This window comes from Mesorhizobium sp. ISC25, from assembly GCF_042295465.1.
In the GTDB taxonomy this organism is placed as follows: domain Bacteria; phylum Pseudomonadota; class Alphaproteobacteria; order Rhizobiales; family Rhizobiaceae; genus Mesorhizobium.
The window spans coordinates 3,871,637-3,898,279 of record NZ_CP135441.1 but is presented as its reverse complement, the minus strand read 5'-3'; the positions used below and the strand labels follow the sequence as shown (position 1 = coordinate 3,898,279).

The following is a 26,643-nucleotide window of genomic DNA, read 5'->3' as shown; positions in this document are numbered from 1 at the left end:
GCATTAGCCACGGCGAACATCGCGATGCTTGCCGGCAAAGCTATTTTCCGAGCCGGAATGTTTTCGATCGTCATTGCCAATCGGCGGCCTGCTTCTATGCTGCCCGCACCGGTTCGGCCGAGGAGGGGATGAGCATGGCCAAGGCGGACAAGACTGCAACAATGAGCCGGCTGCATTCGGCGGCGCGGCTGGCGCGCACGGCGCTCGCCGCCCGGCTTCTGGCGCATGGTTTCTATGCCGGCCAGGACCAGATCATGCTGGCGCTCGACCGCGACGACGGGCAGACGCCCGGCAACCTTGCCGGCCGCCTCGGCGTGCGTCCGCCGACCATCACCAAGACCATCAACCGGCTGCAGGCGCAGGGTTTTCTGGAAAAGCGCGCCTCCTCCGCCGATGCCCGCCAGGCGCATATTTTCCTCACCGACACCGGCCGCGAAATCATCCACGCCATCGAGAAATCGGTGAAGAAGACCGAAAAGCAGGCATTGAAGGGTCTCGACAAGAAGGATCAGAAAGCGCTGTTCAAGCTGCTTGCGCGTGTCGAGGCGAACCTGTCGAACGGCGAAATGGTGCTCCCGGATGACGAACTGGATATCGAGGACAAAATCCTTGAATAAGGTCACACGTTCGCCGCTGACGGCCGTCGCGTCAGTGCCGACCAGCGTCCCGGCGTGACGCCGAACGCCTTCTTGAAATGCCGATTGAAATGGCTTTGGTCGCTGAAGCCGGCCGCGATGGCGATCTCTGCCAGCGGTTCGTTGGCTTCGATCATACGGCGGGCTCGCTGAAGCCGGCGCATCAACAGGAACCGGTGCGGGCTGGTCGAGAAAGTGGCGCGGAAGTGCCGCGACAGGGCATAACGGTCCAATCCGGTTATCGCCTCCAATTCATCCGAATGTACAATCCGCGCGACATTTTCCTCCAGATAGTCGCGCGCCAGGCTGGCGGCGCGCCACGCAGTTTTCGCTACCGGTTTCGCCGGCTGACCGGCGTGCTGGGCCAGGCTTTGCATAAGCTGCGTCATGAAATCGACGACAAACAACTCGTCCAGTTCCTGATCCAGCGGCCCGAGCGCCGAAAGCAGCGTCGCGCGGAGATCGCGGTCCGTCACCACGGCATCCCCGACGAAAGGCAGTGACCCGCCGCCGAGACAATCGAGCATCAGGGACGGCTCCAAATAGAGCATTCTGTATCGCAAGCCATCTTCGGTGCCGGCACCGCCATCGTGCAGTTCGTCGGGATGAAGGATAATGATCTGGCCAGCCAAGCTCTGATGCGTTTGGCCGCGATAGCGGAAGCGCTGCACGCCATAAAGCGTCACCCCAATCGCATAGGTGTCGTGGCGATGGAGATCGAAGGCATTGCCGTGGAACCGGGCCTCGATGCGCTCCATGCCGGCAGCACGGGGTGCCGGTACGATGCAGTTCTCGGCTGCATCCACGCACAAACGTCCAAGACCCTGAAAGGCTTCCCCGTCTAGACCGTGCGGCATAGCTTCACTCGCAGCCTCGGATTGGCCCTCTTTTGGATTGGAAACTGTCGCATGTTCGATACGAAATTTGCAATCGTGCTCAAGGATGATCTTCCCGTCTGGCAAAAGCTCAACGTCACCGCCTTTCTGACCAGTGGCATCGTCGCGCAGTTTCCCGACATCATCGGCGACCCCTACCGTGATCGCGCCGGCAACATCTACAACCCGCTGTCGATCCAGCCAGTCATCGTGCTTTCGGCGGACGGCCAGACGCTCGGCGCGATCCACCGGCGGGCGCTGGAGCGTGGTGTGACGGTCTCGCTCTATGTCGAGGAAATGTTTTCGACTGGGTATGATCTGGCCAACCGTGCCGTCTTTGCCGAATTTGCGCCGGAGGATGCCAAGGTGGTCGGCATCGCGCTTCGCGCCGAAAAGAAGCTCGTCGACAAGATCACCAAGGGTGCCCGCATGCACACCTGACTCTTCGGCCACCAGGGACAAAAACTGAGCCTGGTCGGCGGCTGTCGTTGTACCAGCCTGTTTTGGCTTGCGGGCAGGCGACAATTGCCGCATTGGTGAAGGACTGCCTTGCTTCCCGTCCGGCCTGAAATTGAATACTTCCCCAAGACATGACGAAAGCGCGACGTCGCCGGCGGCGATCCTGTGCATGCTTTCCGTCTACGTGTTTTTCACCTTTCTCGACACCAGCAGCAAATACCTTGTCCTGGCCGGCGTCTCGGCGCTGATCGTCGCCTGGACCCGCTTCGCGGTCCATGTCCTGATCGTCGGCGTCTTTCTGCGCGGATGGCGTGAGCCGTTGCGCTTTCGTCCCGCCAACCTGCCGGCGCATCTCACGCGCGGTCTCCTCCTGTTCGGATCGACGATATGCAACATTCTGGCGCTGCGGACGCTGCAGCTGGCGGAAACCACCTCGATCTACTTCTTCGGCCCGATGGTGATCACCGCGCTTGCCGGTCCGTTGCTAGGGGAATGGGCCGGCTGGCGGCGTTGGCTGGCGATCATGAGCGGCTTTGTCGGCGTCCTCATTATTACCCGGCCGGGCATCGGGGTTTTTGGCGTCGGCCATCTCTTTGCGCTCGGCTCGATGCTATCGAACAGTTTTTACGTCATCATGACGCGCCGCATGTCCGCGACGGAAACCTCGGAAAGCCTGATCCTGTTTTCGGCGTTGGCGCCGGCCGTGCTGCTGCTGCCGACACTGCCGTTTTCGCTTTCGCTGCCGCAGGATGGCTGGCACTGGTTCATATTGCTGATGCTTGGCGTTTTCGGCGCCCTTGGCCATTGGCTTCTTGTGCAGGCCTATCGCCTTGCCACCACCACGGCCCTGGCCCCCTATCCATATTCGCAGATGATCTGGATGATCGTCTCCGGCTTGATCGTCTTCAACCAGTTTCCCGATCGCTGGACGCTGGCCGGTGCCACAGTCATCGTCGCCAGCGGCCTCTACATCGTCCACCGCGAGCACCGGCTTCGCTTGCGCAACCGCGCGACGCTGGACGCGGAGGCGGAAGCGCTGGCAAAAAAACTTTGATTTGCTCGGGATCGATGGCATAAGAGCCGGCCTTTAAACAGTTTAAATTGCTTCAGGAGCGCAGGGCGCTGGCACAGAAGATCAAGCTTTCGACCATCGCGGATGCGCTCGGCGTGTCCACGGCCACGGTCTCGCTGGCCTTGCGCGACAGCCCGCTGGTCGCCGGCGGCACCCGCGACCGCATCAAGGAACATGCCCGCGCCATCGGCTATATCTACAACCGCCGCGCTGCCAGCCTGCGCACCTCGCGCTCGGGCATAGTCGGCGTCGTCGTCCACGACATCATGAACCCGTTCTTTGCGGAGATATTGCGTTCGATCGAGAGCGAGCTCGACCGCAGCCGGCAAACCTTCATCCTGTCGAACCACTACGACCAACTCGAGAAACAACGCACCTTCATCGACACGCTTCTGCAGCTGGGCGCTGACGGCGTCATCATGTCGCCGGCCATCGGCACGCCGCCCGAAGACATAATCATGGCCGAGGAGAACGGTCTCCCGGCAGTGCTGATTGCACGCACCGTCGAAGGTGCCGACGTGCCGGTGTTTCGCGGCGACGATGCCTATGGCACCGGGCTTGCCACCAATCATCTGATCTCGCTTGGCCACAAGCGCATCGCAATGATCGGCGGTACCGATCAGACGTCGACCGGCCGCGACCGCTATCAGGGATATGTCAACGCCATGGAAGCGGCGGGGCTTGAGGTCAGGCCGTCCTGGCGCATCGCCGGTCCGCGCACCAAGCAAGCGGGCTTCGAGGCTGCCGGGCAGTTCCTGGCGCTAAAGGACAGGCCGACCGCGGCGTGCTGCTGGAACGACCTCGTCGCCATCGGCCTGATGAACGGCATTGCGCGCGCCGGTCTGGTGCCGGGCATCGACATCTCCGTTACCGGCTATGACGACCTCGAGGAGGCGGCGATCGCGACGCCGGCGCTAACCACGGTCTGGAACGGCCAGCGCGAGGTTGGCCGCCGCGCCGCCAGCGCGCTGCTCGACAAACTCAACGGACAGACGGTGCGACCGTCGCAGGAACTGATCAAGCCGGAACTGCATGTGCGCCAGTCGACCGGCAAACCGGTGGAACGTGCATGACAAAAACCGAACAGCAAGCTGTCGCCATTCTGGTGCCGGGCCAGTTCAACGATCATGCGGTCGGCCGCATTGACGGGGCGTTCAGCCGCGTTCGGATCGAACGCGCCGATCCCTCGCTGGTCACCGACGAGATGCGCCTTACGGTGCGCGGCATAGCCGCCTTTGGCGGCATAAGCGCCGCGTTGATGGACGCGCTGCCAAAGCTCGAGATCATCGCCAATTTCGGCGTCGGCTATGATTCTGTCGATGTCCACCACGCCGCACAGCGCGGCATCATGGTCACCAACACACCGGATGTGCTGACCGAGGAGGTCGCCGATACGGCGCTCGGCCTGCTGATCAATACCGTCCGCGAACTGCCGCGCGCCGAGGCCTGGCTGCGCGACGGAAATTGGCTGCGCAACGGCAATTATCCGCTGAGCCGGCTGACCTTGCGCGGTCGCCATGTCGGCATCTTCGGCATGGGCCGCATCGGCCTCGCCATTGCCCGCCGGCTCGACGCTTTCGGGCTGCCCATTGCCTATCACAACCGGCGCCGCGTCGAAGGCCTATCCTATGACTATCACCCGACGCTGAAAGGTCTCGCCGAGGCGGTCGACACGCTGATCTCGGTGGCGCCCGGCGGGGCTTCGACGGAAAAGGCAGTCAATGCCGAAATCCTCTTGGCCCTTGGGCCGAACGGCGTTTTCGTCAACATCGGCCGGGGCAGCACGGTCGACGAATCAGCCCTTGCCGTCGCACTTGCCAGCGGCAGCATCGCCGCTGCAGGGCTAGACGTCTTTGCCGACGAGCCGAATGTGCCAGCGGCGTTGCTTGCCGCGCCCAACACCTCGCTTTTGCCACATGTCGGCTCGGCCTCGCAGCACACCCGCCGCGCCATGGCGGACCTGTGCGTCGAAAATCTGGTCTCGTGGTTTTCGCAGCGCAAGGCGCTGACGCCGGTGCCGGAGACGGCAAATGTCAAGGCAAGGCCGTAAGCGGGCTGCCATATCTATTAACTTCAGCTTAACCCTTCGGAATCATTCTGGTCCCTTCCTAGTGTCTGTCCGCCTGACAGCACATGACAGCAAGATGAAGCGCGCCTCCTGATCTCTTCGAACGCGGCGCGCTTGAAATGCGCGGAGAAACAGGATGAAAACGCTTCCTGCATTGATGGCGGTTGCTGTGCTGTTCGGCAGCGTCCAGCTGTTTTACGCCGGTAGCGGTGAAAGCCGTGCAGCCAGTGAGTCGCCACCTTCATCCGGCAACTACCGGCTGGTCGCCCATGGTGACGAGGCGTCTTGTGCGGTCAGCCGTGGCGCCGAGATTTCGCAAGGCTTGTCGCTGTTGACGGTCGCCGCGAATTGCCGCCGGGTGTTGCCCGGCGTCGAGCAGGCGAAGTTCTGGCGAGAGCAGGATGACGGCACGGTCACCTTCAGCGCCAACGGCACCGATCCGATCGTCATGTTCTCAGTCGCCGACGGCGATGGTTACGAATCCTACGCGCCGGCGCTGCCGCTGCTGACGCTGGCGTCGTCCGGCGACTGACGAGCGCGGCGGGATTATTCCGCCGCGGCGCGCGCGCCCGATTTCGCCGCCTGATGCAGGCGCACCGCATCGCCGAATGCGCGAAATATCTTTACCGAGATGCTGTCCGATTTGACCCAGTATTCGGGATGCCACTGGACGCCGACGGCGAAAGCCCGTGCATCGCGCACCGAAACCGCCTCGACAGTGCCGTCGGCGGCGACCGCTTCGACCTGCAGCTTCGGGCCAAGCCGGTCGATGGCCTGGCGATGCACCGAATTGACCATGATGTCGCCGGCGCCGAAGACCCCGGCCAGGCAGCTGCCGGATTTTATCGACACGCTCTGGCGGATGGCGAAACGTTCGTCCTGATTGTCGCTTGCCGGCGCACGATGATCGAGCGAACCGGCGCGTTCCTGGATTTCGGTGGCCAGCGTGCCACCCAGCGCCACATTCATCTCCTGGATGCCGCGGCAGATGGCAAGCAACGGCACCCCGCGCTCCACCGCCCGGTGGATCAGCGGCAGCGTGGTGGCGTCGCGGGCGGGGTCGTAGGGACCATTGGCTTCGCTGGCGTCACCGCCATAGAGCGAGGGATGAACGTTCGACTTGGAACCGGTGACCATGACGCCGTCGACGGCGGAAAGCAGTTCGTCGAAGTCGAGCCGGTCGCCGAAGGACGGCACCAGCAGCGGGAACACGCCTGCCCCCGAAAGCGCCGCTTCAAGATATTGCTGCGGCGCGGCATGCCAGGTGTAATTGTCGAACTGGCGGACGTCGGTCGATATGGCGACGAGCGGCTGGTGCATTTGGTTCGAATCCCATCGGGTGCAACGAATTGTCTGCCTGCAAAATAGGCGATCCGAAGGCGCATTTCCATGGCAAGTTTCGGCGTGTCGCGTAGGCCAGTTAATCGACCTTAGACTATAGTTGCAAGATCTGCCCCAACGCCGTGAATTTCCCCGAAATGCGCCACTCAAACCGGGCTGCCGCGCTGGACTCGACTCCTTGCCTGTGTATTGTCGGGCTCGAAGCCGATCCGGGCGCCGAAGCGTCCCGAATGTCGGTCAGTTGATCCAAAAGGGAGGAACTTCATGGATCGTCGTTCGTTCATCCGCAAGGCCGGCACCGCCGGCGTTGGCGCCGCGGCCGCTGCCGCGACACTTGCCGCGCCGGCCATCGCCCAGTCCAATCCGAAAGTGACCTGGCGGCTGGCGTCGTCCTTCCCGAAGTCGCTCGATACGATCTATGGTGGCGCCGAAGTGTTTTCCAAGATGCTGTCGGAGGCGACCGACGGCAACTTCCAGGTCCAGGTCTTCGCCGCCGGCGAACTCGTTCCCGGCCTGCAGGCCGCCGACGCCACCACTGCCGGCACCGTCGAGGCCTGCCATACCGTGGCATACTATTACTGGGGCAAGGACCCGACGTGGGCGCTGGGAGCGGCGGTTCCGTTTTCGCTCAATGCGCGCGGCATCAACGCCTGGCACTATCATGGCGGCGGCATCGATCTGTTCAACGAGTTCTTGGCGACGCAGGGTCTGTTCGGGCTGCCGGGCGGCAATACCGGCGTGCAGATGGGTGGCTGGTTCCGCAAGGAGATCAAAACGGTCGCCGACCTTTCCGGCCTCAAGATGCGTATCGGTGGTTTTGCCGGCAAAGTGGTGCAAAGGCTCGGCGTGGTTCCGCAGCAGATCGCCGGTGGCGACATTTATCCGGCGCTGGAAAAAGGCACGATCGATGCCGCCGAATGGGTCGGCCCCTACGACGACGAGAAGCTCGGCTTCTACAAGGTTGCGCCCTATTACTACTATCCCGGCTGGTGGGAAGGTGGACCGACTGTCCACCTGATGTTCAACAAGGCGAAATACGACGAACTTTCGCCGGCTTACAAGTCGCTGGTGCATACTGCCGCTCAAGCGGCCGACGCCAACATGCTGCAGAAATACGACTATCTCAATCCGGCGGCGGTTAAGCGGCTGGTTGCCGGCGGGGCCAAGTTGAGCCCGTTCAGCCAAGAGATCATGGCCGCCTGTTTCGAAAAAGCCAACGAAGTCTATGCCGAGATGGAAACCTCGAACGCGCCGTTCAAGAAGATCTGGGACTCGATCAAGGCGTTCCGCAAGGAGCATTATCTCTGGGCGCAGGTGGCCGAGTACAACTACGACACCTTCATGATGGTCCAGCAGCGCAACAGCAAGCTCTAGAACATTTTGCTACGCCGAGTGGCTCCACTCGGCGTCGCAGAAAAATGGCTAAAACAAAGCGGATGCCCGGTTTGGTTCGAATGCATTCCGCTCCAGGCGTTTGATGGATCTTGTCAAAGGACCGCGGGCCACCCCGCGGTCCTTCCCTGTCAGCCTTCGGACGCACTGACTTCCACCAGTATCCCACCCGGCGCATGGCAATAGAAAGCAGTCGACTTGATGCGGCCACGCATCAGTTGCTGGACCTCACCCGGTTGCAGGCCGGCGTCGGCATAGGTGGCGGGGTCGCCTTTCCCCGGCTTCATCAGCCCGGCTTCATCGGATTGAGGATGAAGCCATCGATGCCACGCAGAACCGCGAAACCCGCCGGTGGCAAACCGGCCCGATGGATCAGCCCTGAGGCACTACCAGGACCTTGACCTCGCCGGGCGCCGATGGGTTGGCAATGATCGCCACCGCCTCGTCGAGGCTGACTTGTCGCGATATCAGCCGGTCTACCTCGATCGCCCCCGAGGCGATAAGATCGGCGGCCCGGCGATGGGTAAAGGGATTGAGGAAGGAGCCCAGGACCTTCAACTCGCGGAACAGCAGGTCGAACGGTTCGAACGCCGCTTTCATGCCTTGCGGCATAACGCCGACGACGACAATTGTGCCGCCCGCCTTCGCCAGCCGCATCGCCTGCTCGACGGTGTCTTTCACGCCGGCGCATTCGAACACCACGTCGACGCCGCCCGGCATCAAACCCGACCGGCCGACGATCGCGTCGGTGACGTCGGAAGCACTGGGATCGACCGTCGCCGTTGCGCCCAGTTCCTCGGCGAGAGCCCGCCGCGAGGCCTGACGCGTCGACAGGATGATCGTCGTCGCACCAGCGAGCTTTGCCAGCTGAACGGTGAGCAGGCCAATCACGCCGCCGCCAAGCACCGCGACCGACGAGCCTGGTTTGATCGCGGCAAGGTCCACGCCATGCAGGCAGCAACCGAGCGGCTCACAGAAAGCACCATGCGTCGGCTTCAGATCGCCTGGCAAGACGAAGGCCTGTTTCTGTGGCAAGGCAAGATATTCGGCAAAGCCGCCATCGCGATGGATGCCGATGGCGCGTAGATTGCCGCAGAGATTGACCCGGCCGGTCTGGCAATGCTCGCATCGGCCACAGGCAATGTTGGGATCGCCGGTGACGCGGTCGCCGACGGAAAAGCCGGATACGGCAGGTCCGATCGCCTCGACGATGCCGGAGAATTCATGCCCGAGCGTCACCGGCGGCGTGCACGGGAATTCACCATGGAAAAGATGCCTGTCGGTGCCGCAGACGCCGCACGCCTCGATGCGCACCAACAGATCGTCCGGCCCGGCGGTCGGTTTCTCGACCTCGCACACAGCGAGGCCACCCACTCGCTCCAACCGCACCGCCTTCATGGCTACCGGGCCTTCCTCAGTTGAAACTCGGTGGTTGCGACAGATCGATTGCCGGTGCCATCGGTTTCGCGGGCGGCTTTTCGTCGAAGCTCGGCGGCTGCGACAAATCCGGTGTGGAAGGTGAGGCCGGGGCAGTGCCGCCGTTGGCCGGCGGCGTGCCAAGCGGCGACAAGCCGATGCCAGGCGTTTCAGGCACCTGGTAGTTGATGGTGCCCGGATCGACGACGGTGCCTTTATAGTGCATCACCATCTGCGGGAAGGCGATGGTCAGGCCGATCATGATCACCTGGATGCAGACGAAGGGCACCGCGCCCCAATAGATCTGTCCTGTGGTGACCGGCGCGATCTGCTTGCCGCTGAGCCGGTCGAGATAGGGCACGCGCGCGGCGACCGAGCGCAGATAAAACAGCGCGAAGCCGAAGGGCGGATGCATGAAGGAGGTCTGCATGTTGACGCCCAAAAGCACGCCGAACCAGATCAGGTCGATGCCGAGCTTGTCAGCCGCTGGCGCCAAAAGCGGCACGATGATGAAGGCAAGCTCGAAAAAGTCCAGGAAGAAGGCGAGCACGAAGACGAGGATATTGACGCCAATCAGGAAACCGACTTCACCGCCCGGCAACGACGTCAACAGGTGCTCGACCCAGATGTGGCCATTGACGCCGTAAAAGGTCAGCGAGAACACCCGCGCGCCGATCAGGATGAACAGGACGAAGGACGACAGCCTGGTTGTCGAGGCCAGCGCCTGCTTGATCACGTCGAGCGAGAGCCGCCCCTTCATCGCCGCCATCGCCAGCGCGCCGACGGCGCCCATGGCGCCGCCTTCCGTCGGCGTGGCGATGCCGAGGAAGATGGTGCCCAGCACCAGGAAGATCAGCGCCAGTGGCGGGATCAGCACGATGATCACCTGCTGCGCCAGCCTGGACATCAGGTTGATCTTCAGGCGCTGGTCGACGATCGCCACGACATAGATGAAGATGACGCCAATACTGGCGCCGAGGATATCGGCGTTGCCGCCATGGTTCGGGGCGAGGTAGCGATACGCCGCATAGGAAACCACCACCGCCGCCAGCAAGGCCGCCAGCAGCGACAGCACGCCGTGGCCGAGCGTGCGGGCCTCCAGCGGCAGGGCCGGCATCGACTTCGGCCGGAAGATCGACATAAGCAGGATGTAGAGCATGTAGATGCCGGTCAAAATGAGCCCGGGGATCAGCGCTCCCTTGTACATATCGCCGACTGAGCGGCCGAGCTGGTCGGCCAGGACGATCAGCACCAGTGACGGCGGGATGATCTGGGCAAGCGTCCCGGACGCGGCAATGACGCCGGATGCCAGCCGCCGGTCGTAGCCGTAGCGCAGCATGATCGGCAGCGAAATCAGACCCATGGCGATGACGGAAGCTGCCACCACGCCGGTCGTCGCGGCCAGCAGCGCGCCGACGAAAATCACGGCATAGGCCAGGCCACCACGGACCGGTCCGAACAACTGGCCGATCGTGTCGAGCAGGTCTTCGGCCATGCCGGATCGTTCGAGCACGATGCCCATGAAGGTGAAGAACGGGATCGCCAGCAGCGTATCGTTCGACATCACCCGGCTGCCATAGAAATTATCCGGCAACGCGTGCAGCAACGGCCAGGCGAGATTGATCGAGCCGCCCGAATAGGGCGACAGCAGCACGCCGATGAAGAAGAACATCAGGCCGTTGGCGGCGAGCGAGAAAGCGACGGGGTAGCCGATCAGCAGGAAGACGACCAGCGAGGCGAACATGATCGGCGCCATGTTCTGGGCGATGAACTCGATCACGAGCGCACCTCTTCGACGAGCGCCTTGGCCTCTAGCTCGGCCTGCTCATGCACCGATATGAACGGAGTGGGATCGTCCATCTGACCACGCATGATGGCGATTTTCTTGATGATTTCGGAAATGCCCTGCAGCGCGAGCAGAAAAAAGCCGACCAGCAGGATCGCCTTCGCCGGCCAGATGATCAGCCCGCCGGAATTGTTCGACATCTCGCCGCTGCGATACGACAGCGACACATAGGGAACGAAATAGACCACCATCAGCGTCACGAACGGCATCAGGAAGAAGACGTGACCGAAAAGGTCGATCCAGTGCTGCACGCGGCGCGAGAACATGCCGTAGACGATATCGATGCGGATATGGTCGTTCTGCTTCAGCGTGTAGGCGGCGGCCAGCATGAAGGCGGCGCCGAACAGATACCATTGCAATTCCAGCCAGGCGTTCGAGGACATGTCGAACACCTTGCGGATGACGGCGTTGGCGGCGCTTACCAGGATTGCCAGCAGGATCAACCACGAAACCCATTTGCCGATGAATTCGTTCAAACGATCAATGGCTCTGGAAAGAGCGAGAAGCCCTGCCATGCATTCCTCCCTTGTGTCAGAGCGCGGCGGTTCCGTGTCCGTCGCATCGCTGTGGACCAACGGTATGCAGTGCGTGGTTCGGCGGGTCAACATGGGACAGCCCGCATAAACACGGTTGTGAGGTGATGCCCGGCAAAATGCTGCCGCGTCCTATGCATCTCCAAGGACACGCTGCTCTTTCATCCAACCAAAGTCGGATGCGGCTCAGGCGATCTTCTGTTGGTCGCGGCCGGCGCCGATCAGCACAAGCATGGCGACGAGGAACAGGTACATCCAGCCGTCCCGCCATTCGAGCGGGAAATAGCCGGCCCATAGCGATTCGGCCATGCCGAAAGCGGCGGCGCCCAGTGCCGCCCGCAAAGGCGAAAGATAGCCGCCCACTGCGGTCACGAACAGGATTTTCAACCCGTAGACCAACCCTGTGCCGAAGCTGATGTTACCGTAGTAGAAGGCGGCGAGCACGCCAGCCAGTGCCGCGCAAAGGCCGCCGAATAGCACCGCACGCCGAAACACCGCGCGGACATCGACACCGCACATCGCAGCGGCCTTGGGATCGTCGGATACGGCACGCCAGCTTCGGCCGAAGCTGGAATGTGTGAACCCCCACGCAGCCAGCGCAATAGCCGCCAGCACGGCGGCGCAATCGAGCAATTGGATCAGCGTCAACGTCGCCTTGAAGCTGGCATTCTGCGCGAAGACGATGGTCTGGGCCAGCATTGGCGGCAACCATAGGTCATGGGTATCGGCGGCGATGCGGCTGGCTTCCGACAAGACCAGCAATATGCCGAGTGTCGTCACCACGATGGCGTTGGGCGAGCGGTCGGCCAGCGGTTCGAAGATGCTTCGCGACAGGACATGGCTGAGCAGCGCCGCATAAAGGAATGCCGCCGCTACGCCGAGCGCGACCGATGCAAACAGCGTCAGCCACAGCGCCTGATAGCCGAACGCCGCGGTGAGGATCATCGTATGCCCGCAAAATGCGAACAGCGCGCCATAGGCAAGATTGGTGCGGTGCAGGATGCCGTTGGTCAGCACGTAGCCGAAGGCAAGCAATGCGTAGAGCGCGCCCGAATGCAGGCCGTTCAGAACCTGCTGGAAGAAATAGAGCATGCAAGACCCTCGATGCATGCCCCGCAATCGGGGCAGAGGTTTGGGACGAACGACATTCTCAATACGGCGATCACTCAGTGAGGAGCGTTGCACCCGGAATCTAACTTGTCAAACGCGATTTATCGGTTAGATTTCGCCGTATGACAGTATCCTGGACTCCGCACCGCTTCACCGGTGGCATGCTTGCGCTCGACACGGCGAATACCGTAGTTTTGCGGAACGATCCGGAGAAAACCTTCGACCGTTTCGACGATCCGGCCGAGATCGCCCGCTTTGCCGAAGCGGCGAGCGGCTTTCGCGCCGCCGAGCTCGGCGGCAGGCGGCTCGTGGCGCCGGCGCCTGAAAAGATCGCACCGGTGGTGCTGTCGATCCGGGAGACGACCGATCGGCTATTTCGCGGCGCGGTGTCGAAAGATGCGATCGCGACCGGCGATATGCCGAAATTCCTGGAAGCCTGCGCCGATGGCCTCGCCCATAGCCGCACCGAAATCGGCACGCCCGGAAAACCGTTCGGCGACCCGGCAACGCCGATTGCCTTCGAGGCGGCGCTCGCGGTCTCGGCGCTGTCGCTGCTGCGCGGCGACACAATCGCCAGGCTGAGGATATGTCCCAACTGCAGCTGGCTGTTTGTCGACCGAAGCCGCAATTCCAGCCGCCTCTGGTGCGACATGGCGGTGTGCGGCAACCGACAGAAGGCAAACCGATACTATCGCCGCCGGACCGCGGCCAGGGAGGTCACCAATGTCTAAAAGATTCTCGCGCGCGATGATTGTCGTCGCGGCGTTGTTCGCGGCGGCCGCGCTCGGCGCCTGCCGTGATTCCGGCAAGGACCAGCTGTTCGCCATTTCCGGGAAGCTGTTCGAGTTCAATTACCGGCTGGGTATCGCCACCTATGTCATCACCCTCAATCCGCTGCGGCCGGTGGGTGAGGGACAGGTCGCCGTGGTCTCCTTCCAGAACCCGGCCGGTGGTGATCCGATCATCGTCACCCAGAAAATATGGCCGAAGCTGCCGCATGTGACGCTCACCAGTCCGCCACTCACTTGTGTCGTCAAGGACAAGCCCTATGCGGTGTCGATCCGCATCGAGGATTCCAGCGGCAAGTTGCTGCAGAGTTTCGAGACCACTCTGACGTCCTCGCTCGACCAGTCGGTCCTGCCCGATCGGCCTCTGGTGGTCGGGCCAGTCTACGAGCTCAACAAGGACCTGGCCGGCCATGTCGACGGCAAGCTGCCCGGCGAACCGAAGCCCAGTTGCCCAAAGGCTGCATGATGCGTCACCAGCGGCACCGACCGCCGCCGGAATTTTCGTGCTCGGCCATCCTCCCCGACAGGCGTTTCGTGGCGCCACACGGCCGCGCACGGATCGTTTGTTGCGGACCGCCTGGCACCTTCGATTTTGTTTGACCTCCCCGGCAAGGGAAGAAAGACTGTGGGCACTCGACTCCGACGTTGGCCGCGCACCTCCAGGCGCGGCCTCCGCACAGGAAATGCCTGATGACGCTGCACAATGTCGCGCTCGACGACAAGTTCGACCTGGCAAAGGAGCGCATCTTCCTGTCGGGTGCCCAAGCAGTCATCCGCATGCTTCTGATGCAGCGCGAGCGTGACCGCCGGGCTGGCCTGAACACCGCCGGTTTCGTCTCCGGTTATCGCGGCTCGCCGCTCGGCGGCCTCGACATGCAGCTGTGGAAGGCCAGGAACCAGCTCGCGCAGTCGGACATCGTCTTCCAGCCCGGTCTCAACGAGGAGCTCGCCGCCACCGCCTGCTGGGGCTCGCAGCAGGCCGAATTGCTGGGCGAGGGCACCCATGACGGCGTTTTTTCGGTCTGGTACGGCAAGGGTCCGGGCGTCGACCGCTCCGGCGACGTGTTCCGCCACGCCAATCTCGCCGGTTCGTCGAAACATGGCGGCGTGCTGGCCCTGATGGGTGACGACCACATGGCCGAATCCTCAACCAACGCGCATGCCACCGAGTTCCTGTTCGTCGACACCATGGTGCCGATCCTCAATCCGGCCGGCGTCCAGGAGATCATCGACTACGGCCTCTACGGCTTTGCCATGTCCCGCTTTGCCGGCACTTGGGCGGCGATGAAATGCGTCAAGGACAACATCGAATCGACGGCCTCGGTCGATGCCGCGCTCGACCGGCTAGATATCGTCATCCCGGACTTCGACATGCCGCCCGGCGGCCTCAACATCCGTAACGATATCGATATGCTCGGTCAGGAAGAGCGGTTGCATGAATACAAGCGCGCCGCCGCTTCGGCCTTCATCCACGCCAATGGGCTGAACCGGATCGTCTATTCGGGCGGCAGCAGCCCGAAGCTTGGCATCGTCACCATCGGCAAAAGTTATCTCGACGTTCGCCAGGCACTGGAAGACATCGGCATCGACGAAGCGGCCGCCAGTCGTATCGGTATCAGGCTTTTCAAGGTCGGCTGCCCGTGGCCGCTCGACCTGCAGCACATCGCCGACTTTGCTCGCGGCCTCGATACCATCGTCGTCGTCGAGGAGAAACGCTCGCTTATCGAGGTGCAACTGCGCGAGAACCTTTACGGCACCGCGACGCAGCCGGTCATCGTCGGCAAGAGAGACGAACGCGGCGACTGGCTGTTCCCGGCCAAGGGCGCGCTCGACCCCAACGATATTGCCATCGCGCTCGGCGAGAGGATTTTGCGAACGATCGGCCCGTCGGAAGAAATCGCTGCGCGGGTGGCGAAGTTGCGCCAGTTCCAGGCGATGCTGGCCGACACGTCAGACATCGCCTCGCGCACGCCCTTCTTCTGCTCCGGCTGCCCGCATAATTCCTCGACCAAGGTGCCGGACGGCTCGCTCGCCGCCGCCGGAATCGGTTGTCATTTCATGGCGTTATGGATGGACCGCAACACCGTAGGCTTCACCGCCATGGGCGGCGAGGGCGCGCAGTGGGTCGGCCAGGCGCCGTTCTCGAAGCGCGAGCACATCTTCCAGAATCTGGGCGATGGCACCTACAACCACTCGGGTGTGCTGGCGATCCGCTTCGCGCTGTCGACCGACGCCAACATCACCTACAAGATCCTCTACAATGACGCCGTCGCGATGACGGGCGGGCAGCCGCACGAGGGCGGCCTGACGGTGGACATGATCGCCAGGCAGGTGCGCGCCGAGGGCGTCGAGCGCATCGCCATCGTCACCGACGAGCCGGACAAATATACCGGCAAGGTGGAATTTCCGGCCGGCGCCACCATCCACCACCGCGACGATCTCGATCTCGTCCAGCGCGAGTTGCGTTCGGTCAAAGGCGTCTCGGTGCTGCTCTACGACCAGACCTGCGCCGCCGAGAAGCGCCGTCGGCGCAAGCGCGGCACCTTCCCCGATCCCGACAAGCGCATCTTCATCAACGAACTGGTCTGCGAAGGCTGCGGCGATTGCGGCGTGCAGTCGAATTGCGTCTCGATCCAGCCGGTCGAGACCGAATTCGGCCGCAAGCGCAAGATCGACCAGTCGAGCTGCAACAAGGACTTCTCTTGCGTCAACGGTTTCTGCCCCTCCTTCGTCACCGTCCACGGCGCCAAAATCAGGAAAGCTGAAGGCATAGCCGGCGCGGCCGACCCGCTCGCGGGGGTGCCGGCGCCGGCGCAATTTACGCTCGGTGAACAAGGCTGGGCGGCGATCATAGACGGTGTCGGCGGTACCGGCGTCGTCACCATAGGTGCAGTGCTCGGCATGGCCGCGCACCTGGAAGGCAAGGGCTGCGGCATGATCGACATGGCCGGCCTCGCCCAGAAGGGCGGCTCCGTGTTCACCCATGTCCGCATCGCCCGCACGCCGGACGACATCCACGCCATTCGCGTATCGGCCGGCAAGGCCGACCTCGTGCTCGGCTGCGATCTCGTCGTTTCGGGTGCCAAGAAGGTGCTGGCCGCGGTGCGCGAAGGCCATACCATCTTCCTCGCCAATACCGCCGAGATCATGCCGGGCGAGTTCGCCCGTTCGGCCGATTTCACGCTGCCCGTCGAGCGGCTGAAGAAAGCGATAAGAACTGCCGCGGGCGACGACAGGGCGCATTTCTTCGACGCCACCCGCACCGCCACCGCGCTGTTCGGCAGCTCGCTTGGCGCCAACATGTTCATGCTCGGCTTCGCCTTCCAGCACGGCGGCTTGCCGCTGTCGGCGGAGGCGGTCGAGAAGGCGATCGAGCTCAACGGCGAGGCGGTAGCGATGAATGTCGCAGCATTTCGCTGGGGCCGCCGCGCCGCCCACCAGCCGAATTTCGTCCGCAGCCTTCTCGCCCAGCCGGGCAAGGCCACGCAGCATGCCGCCACCGCCGAGACGCTGGACGATATAATTGCTCGCCGCGTCGCCTTCCTGACCGCCTATCAGAACGCCGCCTATGGCAAGCGCTATGCCGACAGACTGGCGACGCTGCGCAAGGCCGAAACCAATGCTGTGCCCGGTTCGACCGTGGTGACCGAGGCTGCCGCAAAGAACCTGTTCAAGCTGATGGCGATCAAGGACGAATACGAGGTGGCGCGGCTTTATACGGACGGCTCCTTTGCCGCAGAGCTCGCAAAGCAGTTCCAGAGCTACGACAAGCTCGAATTCCATCTCGCACCGCCGATCATGGGCAGGCGCGGCAGTGACGGCAGCCCGAGGAAATCGAGCTTTGGTCCGTGGATGATGAACGGGTTCCGCCTGCTGGCGGCGATGAAGGGGCTGCGCGGTACTGCTTTCGACCTGTTCGGCTACAGCACCGAGAGGCGCATGGAGCGGCAGCTTCTTGCCCTCTATGAAGCCGACCTGGAGCTTGTCGCCGGCGCGCTGGCGCCGGGCAACATCAAGGCCGCTGCCGCGCTTGTCTCGGTGCCGGCGCTCATCCGCGGCTTTGGCCACGTCAAGCAGGCCAGTGCCGAAAAAGCCGCCGGCGAACGCCAGCGCCTGCTCGACCGCCTTTCGACGGCGCCGCTGCGGCCGCAGCTTCAAGCCGCCGAATGATTTAGCACCGTGATACGCCTTGTTTACCTGAACTGTAGTTTCCCTGTTTCCGCAACGTCAGCGATGGACGCCGGCAGGGCTCGAACCGCCGCTCTAAAGCTTTCTTAAGGCCAATGTGACACTGCTGGGTTCCCAGGGTTGGGATCCAGGCGTGAATCTGAGACGAAAAAACGAGATTCCGGTCGACGTTTACATTCCGTTCGTGGAAACTCTGTTTCGCGACGGCGTGACGCTTTCGATCGGCATTGTCGCGCAGACCTTCCTGATCGGCCTTGTCTGGTGGAAAAGCGGCGACCCGCTTTATCTGCTTGTCGCGATCGCGATGGTTCTCGTCGGTATCTTCCGCATGAGAAACTTCCGCAAATACAACAGCTTGCCCCCGCCGACGACCTGGGAAGAGGCGCACAAGCGCGAGAACGACTACATCCTCTATGGCTCCTTGCACGGGCTCACGCTTGGCGCCTTCTGCCTGCTTGGCATCTATTTTGCGCGCGACAGTTTCGCTGAGATCGCCTCCGTCTGCCTGACTCTGGCCACGGCCACCTCCATTGCCGGGCGCAACTATGGCTCCCCGCGCATGGTCACCATCCTGACGCTTGCCTTGACGTGGCCGATCTCGTTGGGGTTCCTTTTACGTGGCGATATCTACCACATCCTTCTCGGGCTCCTGTCCGCGCCATTCCTGTTTGCGATTCGCAAATTCGCCGACACGGTCCGCGACGTGCTTTTTGCCGCCGTCTCGGAGGAAAAAAAGGCGAACCGCATCGCACAGCGTTTCAACCGCGCCCTCAACACCATGTCGCATGGTCTTGTCATGCTCGGTCCGGACGGCCGGGTAGCGGTGGCCAATGCCGAAGCCGCGCACCTGATGTCGCTCAAATCGCCCGATGCCTTGCTCGGACGCTCGATCCACGGTCTGCTGATGCGCGGCGTTGCCGGCGGCATGCTGGCGCCGAAGGATTGCCGCTACATCGAAGCCCAACTGACGCGCGCCCTGCGCGAGGGCCGCGACCGCAAGGTTCTGGTCTCGCTAGCCAACGGCCAGCACTATGAATTTTCTGCCCGGGAAGGCAGCCAGGAACTGGGCGTCGTCACTTTCGAGGATGTGACCGCCCGCGTCGAGGCCGAGGACAAAATACGCTTCATGGCCCGTTACGACAGTCTCACCGGCCTGCCCAACCGCGCGTATTTCCATGAACTGGTGGTGGAAGCCATGGCCTCGGGAGATCCAGACCGTCTCTGCGGACTGGTCGTCCTCGACCTCGATGATTTCAAGAGCGTCAACGACACGCTTGGTCATCCGGTCGGCGACGGATTGATTTACGCCGTTGCTGAGCGGCTGGCGGCAATTGCCGGCCCAGGTATCACCGTCAGCCGCTTCGGCGGCGACGAGTTCATGATCTTCTTCGAACGCATCGAAGATGAAAGCCATCTGACCGGCCAGGTTGATGAGATCTTTGTCAATCTACAGGGCGAGGTCGATGTCGCCGGCCACGGATTGCGCATCCAGGCCAGCGGAGGTGCGGCGCTCTCGCGGGTCAAGGATACCGACGTCGATGCCATGATCGTCAAGGCGGACCTTGCACTCTACAAGGCAAAGGAGCTTGGCAAGAACGGCTGGCGGCTGTTCGAGGCCTCCATGGACGCTGCGTTCCGCAGCCGTCAGCTGATGAAGGCGGACCTGCGCAGCGCTGTGGAAAACAACGAATTGCGGGTTGTCTATCAGCCGATCGTGGCGATGAGCACGATGCGTATCGCCAGTTGCGAGGCGCTGTGCCGCTGGGATCATCCCGATCTCGGGCCGATCTCTCCCGGTATCTTCATTCCTCTGGCCGAGGAAATGGGCATCATTTCCGAAATCAGCACCTTCGTCCTGCATGCGGCCTGCACGGAATGCGCCAAATGGCCGGCCCAGACCAGCGTGTCGGTCAATCTCTCGGCCAAGGATTTCCGCAATCGTGATGTCATCCAGAAGGTTCGCGATGCGCTGGCCGGTTCCGGTCTGCCGGCCGACCGCCTCGAGATCGAGGTCACCGAGACGGCGCTGCTCGACGACAAGTCGCTGACACGCCAATATATCGAGGAATTGAAGCGGCTCGGCGTGCGTATTGCGCTCGACGATTTCGGCACCGGCTATTCGAGCCTGAGCTATCTCCATAAACTGCCGCTCGACAAGATCAAGATCGACCGCTCGTTCCTGATGGATGTCACTCAGAACAGACGGTCGCTCGAATTGCTCAAGGGCATCGTCAACCTGTCGCGGCCGCTGGGACTTTCGGTCACCGTTGAAGGCGTCGAGACTTTCGAACAGCTCAAGATATTGGCCCTGCAGGTCAAGCCCGACATGGTCCAGGGCTTTCTGTTCGGATCGGCACTCAGCGCGTCCGGCATCGAGACGATGTCGAGCACCGTCTGGCCCTTCGCCAAGGATATCCAGACCGCAAGGAAGGCGCCGCGGCGCTGATTTTGCGCTGAGAAAACCACGTATTTTAGTATAATTTTATTAATTGTTAACCTTAACGAGCGGTAAACGAGCTCCTACTTATTTTCATCTTTACATCTCATGACCCGTCCGTAGTGTCGGCTGGTGGCGGTAATCGCGGGGAATAGAGTTCATGTGTGCCCAGTTGAGTTCGCTCGGCCATGCGGCGGGCGCTGGTGGGGAAAGTGCGCCCGAAATGTCCAGCTTCGCCAGGAATGTTTCGGCGATGCTGGAACGGACGGAATATCGCCGTTGCGACAAGGGCGAGGATCTCGAGGACATCTATCGCCTACGCTACAAGTCGTACCGTTCCAACGATATGGTTCCCGATAACGAGAACCACACCATTCACGACGAACTCGACGAGGCGCCTAACGTCTTCCGGTTCGGTGTCTACATCGACCAGGAACTCGTCAGCACGCTGCGTATTCATCACGTCACGCTGTCGACGCCAAGATCGCCTTCCACCAAGGCTTTCGGTGATATCGTCATGCCGATGCTGAGGGAGGGCATGAGCTTCGTCTGCCCCAGTCGGTTCGCCTCCGACCCGGAATGGTCACGCGTGTATCCGCAGATACCTTATCTCACGCTGCGGCTCGCCGGTATGGCATGCTTTCACTTCAACGCGCCCTATTGCCTTTCGACCATCCGCGAGGATCACGCCGGCTTTTACAAGCGGATCTACTACGCCGAGAAGATCAGTGAGCCGCGTGCCTATCCTGGCGTCTACAACAAGGTCGTGCTCTACCGTGCTGATGTTGGCGCTATTCGCGAACGGTCGCTGTCGCGCTTTCCGTTCTTCCGTTCGACGCCGATGGAGCAGCGCATGTTGTTCGATACGCCCAGTGCCGGCGAACTCGCCCCACTGACCATCCTGCCCACCGCCAAGTATTTTCGCGAAGCCGCCTGAACGAGCCCATGGAGCTTTCCGGTCACGTTGGCGTTCTGGGCAAGGGTGCTGGTGGTAGGTTGGCATGGCCGACATCCGCCACGCATCGCTTCGACAGCGATCCGATCAAAGGAACCGATATGACCATTTCGACGCTCGCCCTTACCCCGCTTATCTCGCTGATTGCAGGCGTGCTGATCCTGGTGATGCCGCGGCTGCTCAACTATATCGTCGCCCTTTATCTGATCGTTGTCGGCCTGCTCGGGCTGTTCCCGCATCTCGCCGGCTAACGACATCGGCAATGGCGGACCTGCCATCCTTTGGGATTGGTACCGCGCTCCGCGCAGCGATTTCAAGTTTTGCTTGAGATTGTTGGCTGCGGCGATGCGGCAATAGCGCCATTGCCCTTAACGCGGCTTTTCGCTATGTGCCTGAAAGATGTCTTCGAAGGGGTATTCCTATGGCTGAACACACGCCGACCGGTCCTGTCGAACTGGGCGCGAAGATGGACTATGCCGAGCACGACCGCACCTATGCCGGCTTCCTCAGGCTCGCGAAATACGGATCGCTCTTTTGCCTCGCCGTGCTTCTGGCAATGGCTTTCGGCTTTTTTGCGGGAGGCTTCTTCTCAGGAACTATACTGTTCGTTCTGATCCTGGCCGTCGGCGCCTTTATTCTCCGATAACTCCTCCAATTTTTTGTCGAGGACGCCGCCGGGGGCCGGCCGGCGTCTTGCGGTAACGGGTTTCGGCCGAAAGGATCATGCGGTGGGACAGACGGTTTTCATCCCTCGTGAGCTCGATGCGAACGAGCCGCGCGTCGGGGCCTCGCCCGACACGGTGAAGCGGCTGGCGGCACTGGGTTTAGACGTGATTGTCGAAACCGGCGCCGGCACGGCGTCGCGCATTCCCGACGAGGAGTTCGCCAGGGTCGGTGCCACGATCGGCAAGGCCGGCGATGCAGCCAGGGCCGATGTGGTGCTGAAGGTGCGCCGCCCCACGGACGCCGAGCTGAAGGGCTACAAGTCCGGCGCCGCTGTCATCGCGATCATGGATCCCTACGGCAACGATGCTGCCGTCGCAGCCCTTGCCAGGGCCGGTATTACTGCCTTCTCCATGGAGTTCATGCCGCGCATCACCCGCGCCCAGTCGATGGACGTTCTATCCAGCCAGGCCAACCTCGCCGGCTATCAGGCGGTGATCGATGCGGCTGCCGAATATGACCGGGCGTTGCCGATGATGATGACGGCGGCGGGCACCGTACCGGCTGCGAAGGCGTTCGTCATGGGCGTCGGGGTCGCCGGTCTGCAGGCCATCGCCACCGCGCGTCGCCTCGGTGCCGTGGTCACCGCCACCGATGTACGCCCGGCCGCCAAGGAGCAGGTTGCCTCGCTCGGCGCAAAATTCCTGGCCGTCGAGGACGAGGAGTTCAAGGCGGCCGAGACGGCCGGCGGCTACGCCAAGGAAATGTCGAAGGAGTACCAGGCCAAGCAGGCGGCGTTGACCGCCGAGCACATCGCCAAGCAGGATATCGTCATCACCACGGCGCTAATCCCCGGCCGACCGGCGCCGAAGCTGGTTTCGGCGGCGATGGTCGCCTCGATGAAGCCGGGCTCGGTGATCGTCGACCTTGCGGTCGAGCGCGGCGGCAATGTCGAGGGCGCCGAAGCCGGCAAGGTGGTGACCACGGCCAACGGGGTAAAGATCGTCGGCCACCTTAACGTGCCGGGCCGCGTCGCGGCATCCGCCTCGCTGCTTTATGCGAGAAACCTCTATGCCTTCCTCGAGACGCTGGTCGACAAGGCGACGAAGACGCTTGCCATCAACCGCGACGACGAACTGGTCAAGGCAACCATGCTGACCGATGCCGGCAAGGTCGTGCATCCCGCCTTCGTCAGGGCTGAGCAGGAGCCGTCAAAGGGCCAACATGTCGAACCGCCGGCCATTCCGGCCAGGACGATGGTTGCCGAGGCTTCGGCGAAGCCGGCTGCGAAGAGGCCGGCCGCTTCGAGGAAGCCCAAGACCACCGGAGGGATCGCGTGATGGATCAGACCCTGCAGAAAGCCCTCGACCAGCTCGACCAGGCCACAGCTGCCGTGCGGCTCGCCGTGCAGAACCTTGCCGTCGCTCCCGGCACTGAGGCGACCGGCGACGCCGCGCACGCGCTGTCAGGCGGCGCCATCGATCCCTTCGTCTTCCGCTTCGCCATTTTTGTCCTGGCGATCTTCGTCGGCTACTACGTCGTCTGGTCGGTGACGCCGGCGCTGCATACGCCATTGATGGCGGTCACCAACGCCATTTCGTCGGTTATCGTGGTCGGCGCGCTGCTGGCCGTCGGCATCTCGGCCTCGGGCGTCGCCACCGGCTTCGGCTTCGTTGCGCTGATGCTTGTATCGGTCAACATCTTCGGCGGCTTCCTCGTCACCCAGCGCATGCTGGCTATGTACAAGAAGAAGGAAAAGTAGGCCGCTATGAACGCCAACTTCGCCTCCTTCCTCTATCTGGTCTCCGGCATCCTGTTCATCCTGGCATTGCGCGGCCTGTCGCACCCGACCACGAGCCGCCAGGGCAATATGTACGGCATGATCGGCATGGGCATCGCCATCGCCACGACGCTGGCGCTGGCCACCCCTTCCGCCGGCCGCTTCGCGCTGATCGTGCTCGGGCTGCTGATCGGCGGCTCGGTCGGCGCGGTCACGGCACGGCGCATTGCCATGACCTCGATGCCGCAGCTGGTCGCGGCCTTCCACTCGCTGGTTGGTCTTGCCGCGGTCATGGTGGCGGCCGCCGCCATCTATGCACCGGAAAGCTTCGGCATCGGCACCGTCGCCGATATTCATGCCCAGGCACTGATCGAGATGAGCCTCGGCGTTGCCATAGGTGCCATCACCTTCACCGGCTCGGTCATCGCCTTCTTGAAGCTCGACGGCCGCATGTCGGGCAAGCCGATCATGATCGGTGGCCGCCACTTCATCAACGCGGCCCTGGGCATTGCGCTGATCGTGCTGATCGTGCTGCTCGTCACCACCGAGTCCAAGTTGGTGTTCTGGCTGATCGTTGCCGCCTCGCTGGTGCTCGGCATCCTGCTCATCATCCCGATTGGTGGCGCCGATATGCCGGTGGTCGTGTCGATGCTGAATTCCTATTCGGGCTGGGCCGCGGCGGCACTCGGTTTCACGCTCGGCAATCTGGCGCTGATCATCACCGGTGCGCTGGTCGGCTCGTCGGGCGCCATCCTGTCCTACATCATGTGCAAAGGCATGAACCGGAGCTTCATCTCGGTCATCCTCGGCGGCTTCGGCGGCGAGATATCAGCCATTGCCAACGACGGCATCGAGCGCACGGTCAAGCAGGGCTCGGCCGAGGACGCCGCCTATCTGATGATGAATGCGCAAAAGGTCATCATCGTGCCGGGCTACGGCATGGCCGTCGCCCAGGCGCAGCACGCGCTGCGCGAAATGGCCGACAAGCTCAAGGCCAACGGCGTCGACGTCAAATACGCCATCCATCCGGTGGCCGGCCGCATGCCCGGCCACATGAATGTGCTCCTGGCCGAAGCCAACGTGCCTTATGACGAAGTGTTCGAACTGGAGGACATCAACTCTGAGTTCGCGCAGGCCGACGTCGCCTATGTCATCGGCGCCAACGACGTCACCAATCCCTCGGCTCGTGACGACAAGTCCTCACCTATCTATGGCATGCCGATCCTCGACGTCGACAAGGCCCGCACCTGCCTGTTCGTCAAGCGCTCGCTCGGCTCCGGCTACGCTGGCATCGACAACACGCTGTTCTACAAGGACGGCACCATGATGCTGCTCGGCGACGCCAAGAAGATGACCGAGGAGATCGTCAAGGCGATGGATCACTGAAACGGCGTCGTTGCCAACTCAGTGCCGATCGTCGAATACAGCCCGGCTCCGCGCCGGGCTTTTTCTTGGCTGTTACCGGTTCTGAAGATACGATGCCGACCCGTCGTCTTGCTAACGGCGTCATCGTGGAGGTGCTGGTGCCCGACTCTGGTTCTGCTGCATCGCCGGCCGCCGATCTGACCGCAGCAGAGAAGGCGCCACGCAAGCGCGGCCAGGCGGTGGTGGTCGTGCACGGCATGGGCGAACAGCGGCCCATGGACACGTTGAGGGGGTTTGTCCAGGCCGTATGGAGCCACGATCCGGCCCGTGCTCCGTTCTATGCCCATGTCGCCGATCCGGCCGACCCGATGGGTGCGAAGATCAACCAGAGCTGGATCACGCCCGACAGCCGGACCAATTCGCACGAACTCCGCCGGATCACTACGCCCTATGATGTCGATGGCCGCCGCACCGATTTCTACGAGCTTTACTGGGCCGACATCACCCAGGGCACGACCCGGAGCCGCCTTGCTGCCTGGGTGGCGACCCTGCTCTGGCGCAAGCCCGCCGATATTCCGCACGATGTGCGCAAACTCTACGCCGTCACGCTTTTGGCCACCATCGTCGTCCTCGGCGCGGCGCTGGCGCTCGCAACGTCGGCCTGGCAAGGCTACATCTCGTGGACGACCGGCGCGCTTGTCACCGTCGTGGCATCATTCGTCATCTGGTCGGTGGACCAGTTTGGCCTGCCCTATTTCGGCGATGTCGCCGCCTATGTCCGGGCCGAAGCGGCAACGGTCGAGAAGCGCGCCCTGGTCCGCGAGCGTGGCCTCAAGCTGCTGAAGCGTCTTATGATGGACGACGCCTATGACCGCATCGTGCTGGTCTCGCACAGCCTGGGGTCGATCATCGCCTATGATCTGTTGCAGATATTGTGGGCCGATTTCAGGCCTAGAAAGTTGGAAGCCATTCGCGACAAAGCGAGGCTGAAGGCGATCCACGCCGTCGACAAGGCGACGCTGGCCGCCGATGCCTCCGCCTGGCCCGACAGCCTCGACGACCTCCCTGCATTCCGGCGCAGCCAATGGGAGCTCTACCGGCATCTTCGCGTCGGCGACGCCGATCATCCGCTGCCGTGGAAGATCAGCGATTTCGTCACGCTCGGCAGCCCGCTGACCCACAGCGAGTTTTTGGTGACCTACAACCTCGCCGAATTCAGGCGCGACATCGCCGAGCGGCTGTTCTCGGCGTGCCCGCCGATCGCCGACAGGGTGGCGGGCGGGACCATGCTCTACCAGGAAGGGCGCAGCCATTCGGGCAAGCCGCAGCGGGCCGTGCATCATGGCGCGATGTTTGCCGCGACGCGCTGGACCAACATTTTCGACAGGGGCAATGGCTGGCTGACGGGCGATCCGATTTCCGGGCCGATGACGGAGAACTTCGGTCCGGGCGTGGAAAACATTCAGGTCGAGCTGCGCGGCTCGCGCGGCCGCGTCTTCACGCACAGGCTCTACTGGTCGCTGGCGGCGAGCGGTGTCGAGATCAACGCGCCGGCCGGCGCACAGCCGCGCTCGCACCTAGCCGTGCTGCGCGATGCGGTCGATCTCGGCCGCAAGCTGGGGGACTGAGCTATCGAGGGGGCAGCGCACGACAATGCTGCGCCGGCAGTTCAAAGCAAGGTCCCCTTCGAGGGTATCTTCCCGAAGCGGACCGAGTTCGC

At 62.6% G+C, this 26,643-nt stretch carries 25 protein-coding genes; 18 read left to right on the top strand and 7 right to left on the bottom strand.

All coding sequences use genetic code 11. The annotated features are described in order from the left end of the window. The first annotated feature begins 134 nt into the window (after positions 1 to 134). Positions 135 to 617, top strand: a complete 483-nt coding sequence (locus tag RQ479_RS19240) for a MarR family winged helix-turn-helix transcriptional regulator (RefSeq protein ID WP_352915193.1) — start codon at positions 135 to 137, stop codon at positions 615 to 617. 2 nt (positions 618 to 619) lie between these two features. Here RQ479_RS19240 and RQ479_RS19235 read toward each other — a convergent pair whose 3' ends face one another. Further along, positions 620 to 1,492, bottom strand: a complete 873-nt coding sequence (locus RQ479_RS19235) for an AraC family transcriptional regulator (RefSeq protein ID WP_376702227.1) — start codon at positions 1,490 to 1,492, stop codon at positions 620 to 622. A 51-nt stretch (positions 1,493 to 1,543) separates the two neighbouring features. Here RQ479_RS19235 and RQ479_RS19230 point away from each other — a divergent pair, with 51 nt between their 5' ends. From RQ479_RS19230 to RQ479_RS19210, 5 genes are all read left to right on the top strand, one after another. Then, a complete protein-coding gene (locus RQ479_RS19230; RefSeq protein WP_352464508.1) occupies positions 1,544 to 1,951 on the top strand; it encodes a DUF2000 family protein in 408 nt (135 codons plus the stop codon). 187 nt (positions 1,952 to 2,138) lie between these two features. Beyond that, positions 2,139 to 3,023 carry a DMT family transporter gene (locus tag RQ479_RS19225; protein WP_376702226.1) on the top strand — a complete coding sequence of 295 codons (885 nt, stop codon included), beginning with the start codon at positions 2,139 to 2,141 and terminating at the stop codon, positions 3,021 to 3,023. A gap of 68 nt (positions 3,024 to 3,091) precedes the next feature. Next, positions 3,092 to 4,114 carry a LacI family DNA-binding transcriptional regulator gene (locus RQ479_RS19220; RefSeq protein ID WP_023676245.1) on the top strand — a complete coding sequence of 341 codons (1,023 nt, stop codon included), beginning with the start codon at positions 3,092 to 3,094 and terminating at the stop codon, positions 4,112 to 4,114. Continuing rightward, positions 4,111 to 5,091, top strand: a complete 981-nt coding sequence (locus RQ479_RS19215; protein ID WP_376702225.1) for a 2-hydroxyacid dehydrogenase — start codon at positions 4,111 to 4,113, stop codon at positions 5,089 to 5,091. The genes RQ479_RS19220 and RQ479_RS19215 overlap by 4 nt, the downstream gene beginning before the upstream one ends. A 154-nt stretch (positions 5,092 to 5,245) precedes the next feature. Further along, positions 5,246 to 5,641 carry a hypothetical protein gene (locus RQ479_RS19210; RefSeq protein ID WP_376702224.1) on the top strand — a complete coding sequence of 132 codons (396 nt, stop codon included), beginning with the start codon at positions 5,246 to 5,248 and terminating at the stop codon, positions 5,639 to 5,641. A gap of 14 nt (positions 5,642 to 5,655) precedes the next feature. On the opposite strand, the gene RQ479_RS19205 is transcribed toward RQ479_RS19210, so the two are convergent. Then, entirely contained in the window at positions 5,656 to 6,429 is a 774-nt protein-coding gene (locus RQ479_RS19205) for a gamma-glutamyl-gamma-aminobutyrate hydrolase family protein (protein WP_376702223.1), read from the bottom strand. 285 nt (positions 6,430 to 6,714) lie between these two features. On the opposite strand from RQ479_RS19205, the gene RQ479_RS19200 reads away from it, so the two are divergent. Continuing rightward, positions 6,715 to 7,824, top strand: coding sequence for a TRAP transporter substrate-binding protein (locus RQ479_RS19200; protein ID WP_352464500.1), 1,110 nt, complete (start codon positions 6,715 to 6,717; stop codon positions 7,822 to 7,824). Positions 7,825 to 7,973: 149 nt separating this feature from the next. Here the strand turns inward: RQ479_RS19200 and RQ479_RS19195 are convergent, their stop codons facing one another. The 5 genes from RQ479_RS19195 to RQ479_RS19175 form a co-directional block, all read right to left on the bottom strand. Continuing rightward, positions 7,974 to 8,129, bottom strand: a complete 156-nt coding sequence (locus RQ479_RS19195; RefSeq protein ID WP_352464499.1) for a hypothetical protein — start codon at positions 8,127 to 8,129, stop codon at positions 7,974 to 7,976. 85 nt (positions 8,130 to 8,214) lie between these two features. Beyond that, positions 8,215 to 9,240, bottom strand: a complete 1,026-nt coding sequence (locus RQ479_RS19190; RefSeq protein WP_376702222.1) for a zinc-dependent alcohol dehydrogenase family protein — start codon at positions 9,238 to 9,240, stop codon at positions 8,215 to 8,217. Between the two features lie 16 nt (positions 9,241 to 9,256). Continuing rightward, entirely contained in the window at positions 9,257 to 11,035 is a 1,779-nt protein-coding gene (locus RQ479_RS19185; RefSeq protein ID WP_376705975.1) for a TRAP transporter large permease subunit, read from the bottom strand. Further along, positions 11,035 to 11,619, bottom strand: a complete 585-nt coding sequence (locus tag RQ479_RS19180; RefSeq protein WP_292658329.1) for a TRAP transporter small permease subunit — start codon at positions 11,617 to 11,619, stop codon at positions 11,035 to 11,037. The genes RQ479_RS19185 and RQ479_RS19180 overlap by 1 nt, the downstream gene beginning before the upstream one ends. Before the next feature lie 204 nt (positions 11,620 to 11,823). Next, positions 11,824 to 12,729, bottom strand: a complete 906-nt coding sequence (locus tag RQ479_RS19175; RefSeq protein WP_352464496.1) for a branched-chain amino acid ABC transporter permease — start codon at positions 12,727 to 12,729, stop codon at positions 11,824 to 11,826. Positions 12,730 to 12,869: 140 nt separating this feature from the next. On the opposite strand from RQ479_RS19175, the gene RQ479_RS19170 reads away from it, so the two are divergent. The 11 genes from RQ479_RS19170 (at position 12,870) to RQ479_RS19120 (ending at position 26,551) form a co-directional block, all read left to right on the top strand. Further along, on the top strand, positions 12,870 to 13,478 hold the full coding sequence (locus RQ479_RS19170; protein WP_376702221.1) for a CGNR zinc finger domain-containing protein: 609 nt from the start codon (positions 12,870 to 12,872) through the stop codon (positions 13,476 to 13,478). Continuing rightward, positions 13,471 to 14,001, top strand: a complete 531-nt coding sequence (locus tag RQ479_RS19165; protein WP_352717333.1) for a hypothetical protein — start codon at positions 13,471 to 13,473, stop codon at positions 13,999 to 14,001. Before RQ479_RS19170 ends, RQ479_RS19165 begins: the two co-directional genes overlap by 8 nt. A gap of 224 nt (positions 14,002 to 14,225) precedes the next feature. Next, a complete protein-coding gene (locus RQ479_RS19160; RefSeq protein ID WP_376702220.1) occupies positions 14,226 to 17,705 on the top strand; it encodes an indolepyruvate ferredoxin oxidoreductase family protein in 3,480 nt (1,159 codons plus the stop codon). Positions 17,706 to 17,856: 151 nt separating this feature from the next. After that, positions 17,857 to 20,169, top strand: coding sequence for a putative bifunctional diguanylate cyclase/phosphodiesterase (locus RQ479_RS19155; protein WP_376702219.1), 2,313 nt, complete (start codon positions 17,857 to 17,859; stop codon positions 20,167 to 20,169). Between the two features lie 151 nt (positions 20,170 to 20,320). Then, a complete protein-coding gene (locus RQ479_RS19150) occupies positions 20,321 to 21,097 on the top strand; it encodes a hypothetical protein (RefSeq protein WP_376702218.1) in 777 nt (258 codons plus the stop codon). A 119-nt stretch (positions 21,098 to 21,216) separates the two neighbouring features. Next, positions 21,217 to 21,366, top strand: a complete 150-nt coding sequence (locus tag RQ479_RS19145; RefSeq protein ID WP_013528205.1) for a DUF3096 domain-containing protein — start codon at positions 21,217 to 21,219, stop codon at positions 21,364 to 21,366. Positions 21,367 to 21,536: 170 nt separating this feature from the next. Beyond that, positions 21,537 to 21,761 carry an aa3-type cytochrome c oxidase subunit IV gene (locus RQ479_RS19140; protein ID WP_292658309.1) on the top strand — a complete coding sequence of 75 codons (225 nt, stop codon included), beginning with the start codon at positions 21,537 to 21,539 and terminating at the stop codon, positions 21,759 to 21,761. 82 nt (positions 21,762 to 21,843) lie between these two features. Then, positions 21,844 to 23,118: a Re/Si-specific NAD(P)(+) transhydrogenase subunit alpha gene (locus tag RQ479_RS19135; RefSeq protein WP_376702217.1), complete on the top strand. Its 1,275-nt coding sequence runs from the start codon at positions 21,844 to 21,846 to the stop codon at positions 23,116 to 23,118. Then, the gene (locus RQ479_RS19130) at positions 23,118 to 23,540 is read left to right on the top strand and encodes an NAD(P) transhydrogenase subunit alpha (RefSeq protein ID WP_352464777.1); all 423 of its coding nucleotides are present in this window, start codon (positions 23,118 to 23,120) and stop codon (positions 23,538 to 23,540) included. The genes RQ479_RS19135 and RQ479_RS19130 overlap by 1 nt, the downstream gene beginning before the upstream one ends. 6 nt (positions 23,541 to 23,546) lie before the next feature. Next, positions 23,547 to 24,944, top strand: coding sequence for an NAD(P)(+) transhydrogenase (Re/Si-specific) subunit beta (locus RQ479_RS19125; RefSeq protein WP_376702216.1), 1,398 nt, complete (start codon positions 23,547 to 23,549; stop codon positions 24,942 to 24,944). A gap of 92 nt (positions 24,945 to 25,036) precedes the next feature. Next, positions 25,037 to 26,551, top strand: a complete 1,515-nt coding sequence (locus RQ479_RS19120) for a hypothetical protein (RefSeq protein ID WP_376702215.1) — start codon at positions 25,037 to 25,039, stop codon at positions 26,549 to 26,551. Positions 26,552 to 26,643 lie beyond the last annotated feature (92 nt).

What these genes read in the sequence shown, in the direction of transcription:
- RQ479_RS19195 (WP_352464499.1), bottom strand. Translation starts at nt 8,129, where the DNA reads ATGAAGCCGGGGAAAGGCGACCCCGCCACCTATGCCGACGCCGGCCTG.
- RQ479_RS19205 (WP_376702223.1), bottom strand. Translation starts at nt 6,429, where the DNA reads ATGCACCAGCCGCTCGTCGCCATATCGACCGACGTCCGCCAGTTCGAC.
- RQ479_RS19210 (WP_376702224.1), top strand. Translation starts at nt 5,246, where the DNA reads ATGAAAACGCTTCCTGCATTGATGGCGGTTGCTGTGCTGTTCGGCAGC.
- RQ479_RS19165 (WP_352717333.1), top strand. Translation starts at nt 13,471, where the DNA reads ATGTCTAAAAGATTCTCGCGCGCGATGATTGTCGTCGCGGCGTTGTTC.
- RQ479_RS19140 (WP_292658309.1), top strand. Translation starts at nt 21,537, where the DNA reads ATGGCTGAACACACGCCGACCGGTCCTGTCGAACTGGGCGCGAAGATG.
- RQ479_RS19130 (WP_352464777.1), top strand. Translation starts at nt 23,118, where the DNA reads ATGGATCAGACCCTGCAGAAAGCCCTCGACCAGCTCGACCAGGCCACA.
- RQ479_RS19225 (WP_376702226.1), top strand. Translation starts at nt 2,139, where the DNA reads ATGCTTTCCGTCTACGTGTTTTTCACCTTTCTCGACACCAGCAGCAAA.
- RQ479_RS19235 (WP_376702227.1), bottom strand. Translation starts at nt 1,492, where the DNA reads ATGCCGCACGGTCTAGACGGGGAAGCCTTTCAGGGTCTTGGACGTTTG.
- RQ479_RS19150 (WP_376702218.1), top strand. Translation starts at nt 20,321, where the DNA reads ATGTGTGCCCAGTTGAGTTCGCTCGGCCATGCGGCGGGCGCTGGTGGG.
- RQ479_RS19125 (WP_376702216.1), top strand. Translation starts at nt 23,547, where the DNA reads ATGAACGCCAACTTCGCCTCCTTCCTCTATCTGGTCTCCGGCATCCTG.
- RQ479_RS19145 (WP_013528205.1), top strand. Translation starts at nt 21,217, where the DNA reads ATGACCATTTCGACGCTCGCCCTTACCCCGCTTATCTCGCTGATTGCA.
- RQ479_RS19240 (WP_352915193.1), top strand. Translation starts at nt 135, where the DNA reads ATGGCCAAGGCGGACAAGACTGCAACAATGAGCCGGCTGCATTCGGCG.
- RQ479_RS19180 (WP_292658329.1), bottom strand. Translation starts at nt 11,619, where the DNA reads ATGGCAGGGCTTCTCGCTCTTTCCAGAGCCATTGATCGTTTGAACGAA.
- RQ479_RS19190 (WP_376702222.1), bottom strand. Translation starts at nt 9,240, where the DNA reads ATGAAGGCGGTGCGGTTGGAGCGAGTGGGTGGCCTCGCTGTGTGCGAG.
- RQ479_RS19230 (WP_352464508.1), top strand. Translation starts at nt 1,544, where the DNA reads ATGTTCGATACGAAATTTGCAATCGTGCTCAAGGATGATCTTCCCGTC.
- RQ479_RS19120 (WP_376702215.1), top strand. Translation starts at nt 25,037, where the DNA reads ATGCCGACCCGTCGTCTTGCTAACGGCGTCATCGTGGAGGTGCTGGTG.
- RQ479_RS19175 (WP_352464496.1), bottom strand. Translation starts at nt 12,729, where the DNA reads ATGCTCTATTTCTTCCAGCAGGTTCTGAACGGCCTGCATTCGGGCGCG.
- RQ479_RS19200 (WP_352464500.1), top strand. Translation starts at nt 6,715, where the DNA reads ATGGATCGTCGTTCGTTCATCCGCAAGGCCGGCACCGCCGGCGTTGGC.
- RQ479_RS19215 (WP_376702225.1), top strand. Translation starts at nt 4,111, where the DNA reads ATGACAAAAACCGAACAGCAAGCTGTCGCCATTCTGGTGCCGGGCCAG.
- RQ479_RS19160 (WP_376702220.1), top strand. Translation starts at nt 14,226, where the DNA reads ATGACGCTGCACAATGTCGCGCTCGACGACAAGTTCGACCTGGCAAAG.
- RQ479_RS19170 (WP_376702221.1), top strand. Translation starts at nt 12,870, where the DNA reads ATGACAGTATCCTGGACTCCGCACCGCTTCACCGGTGGCATGCTTGCG.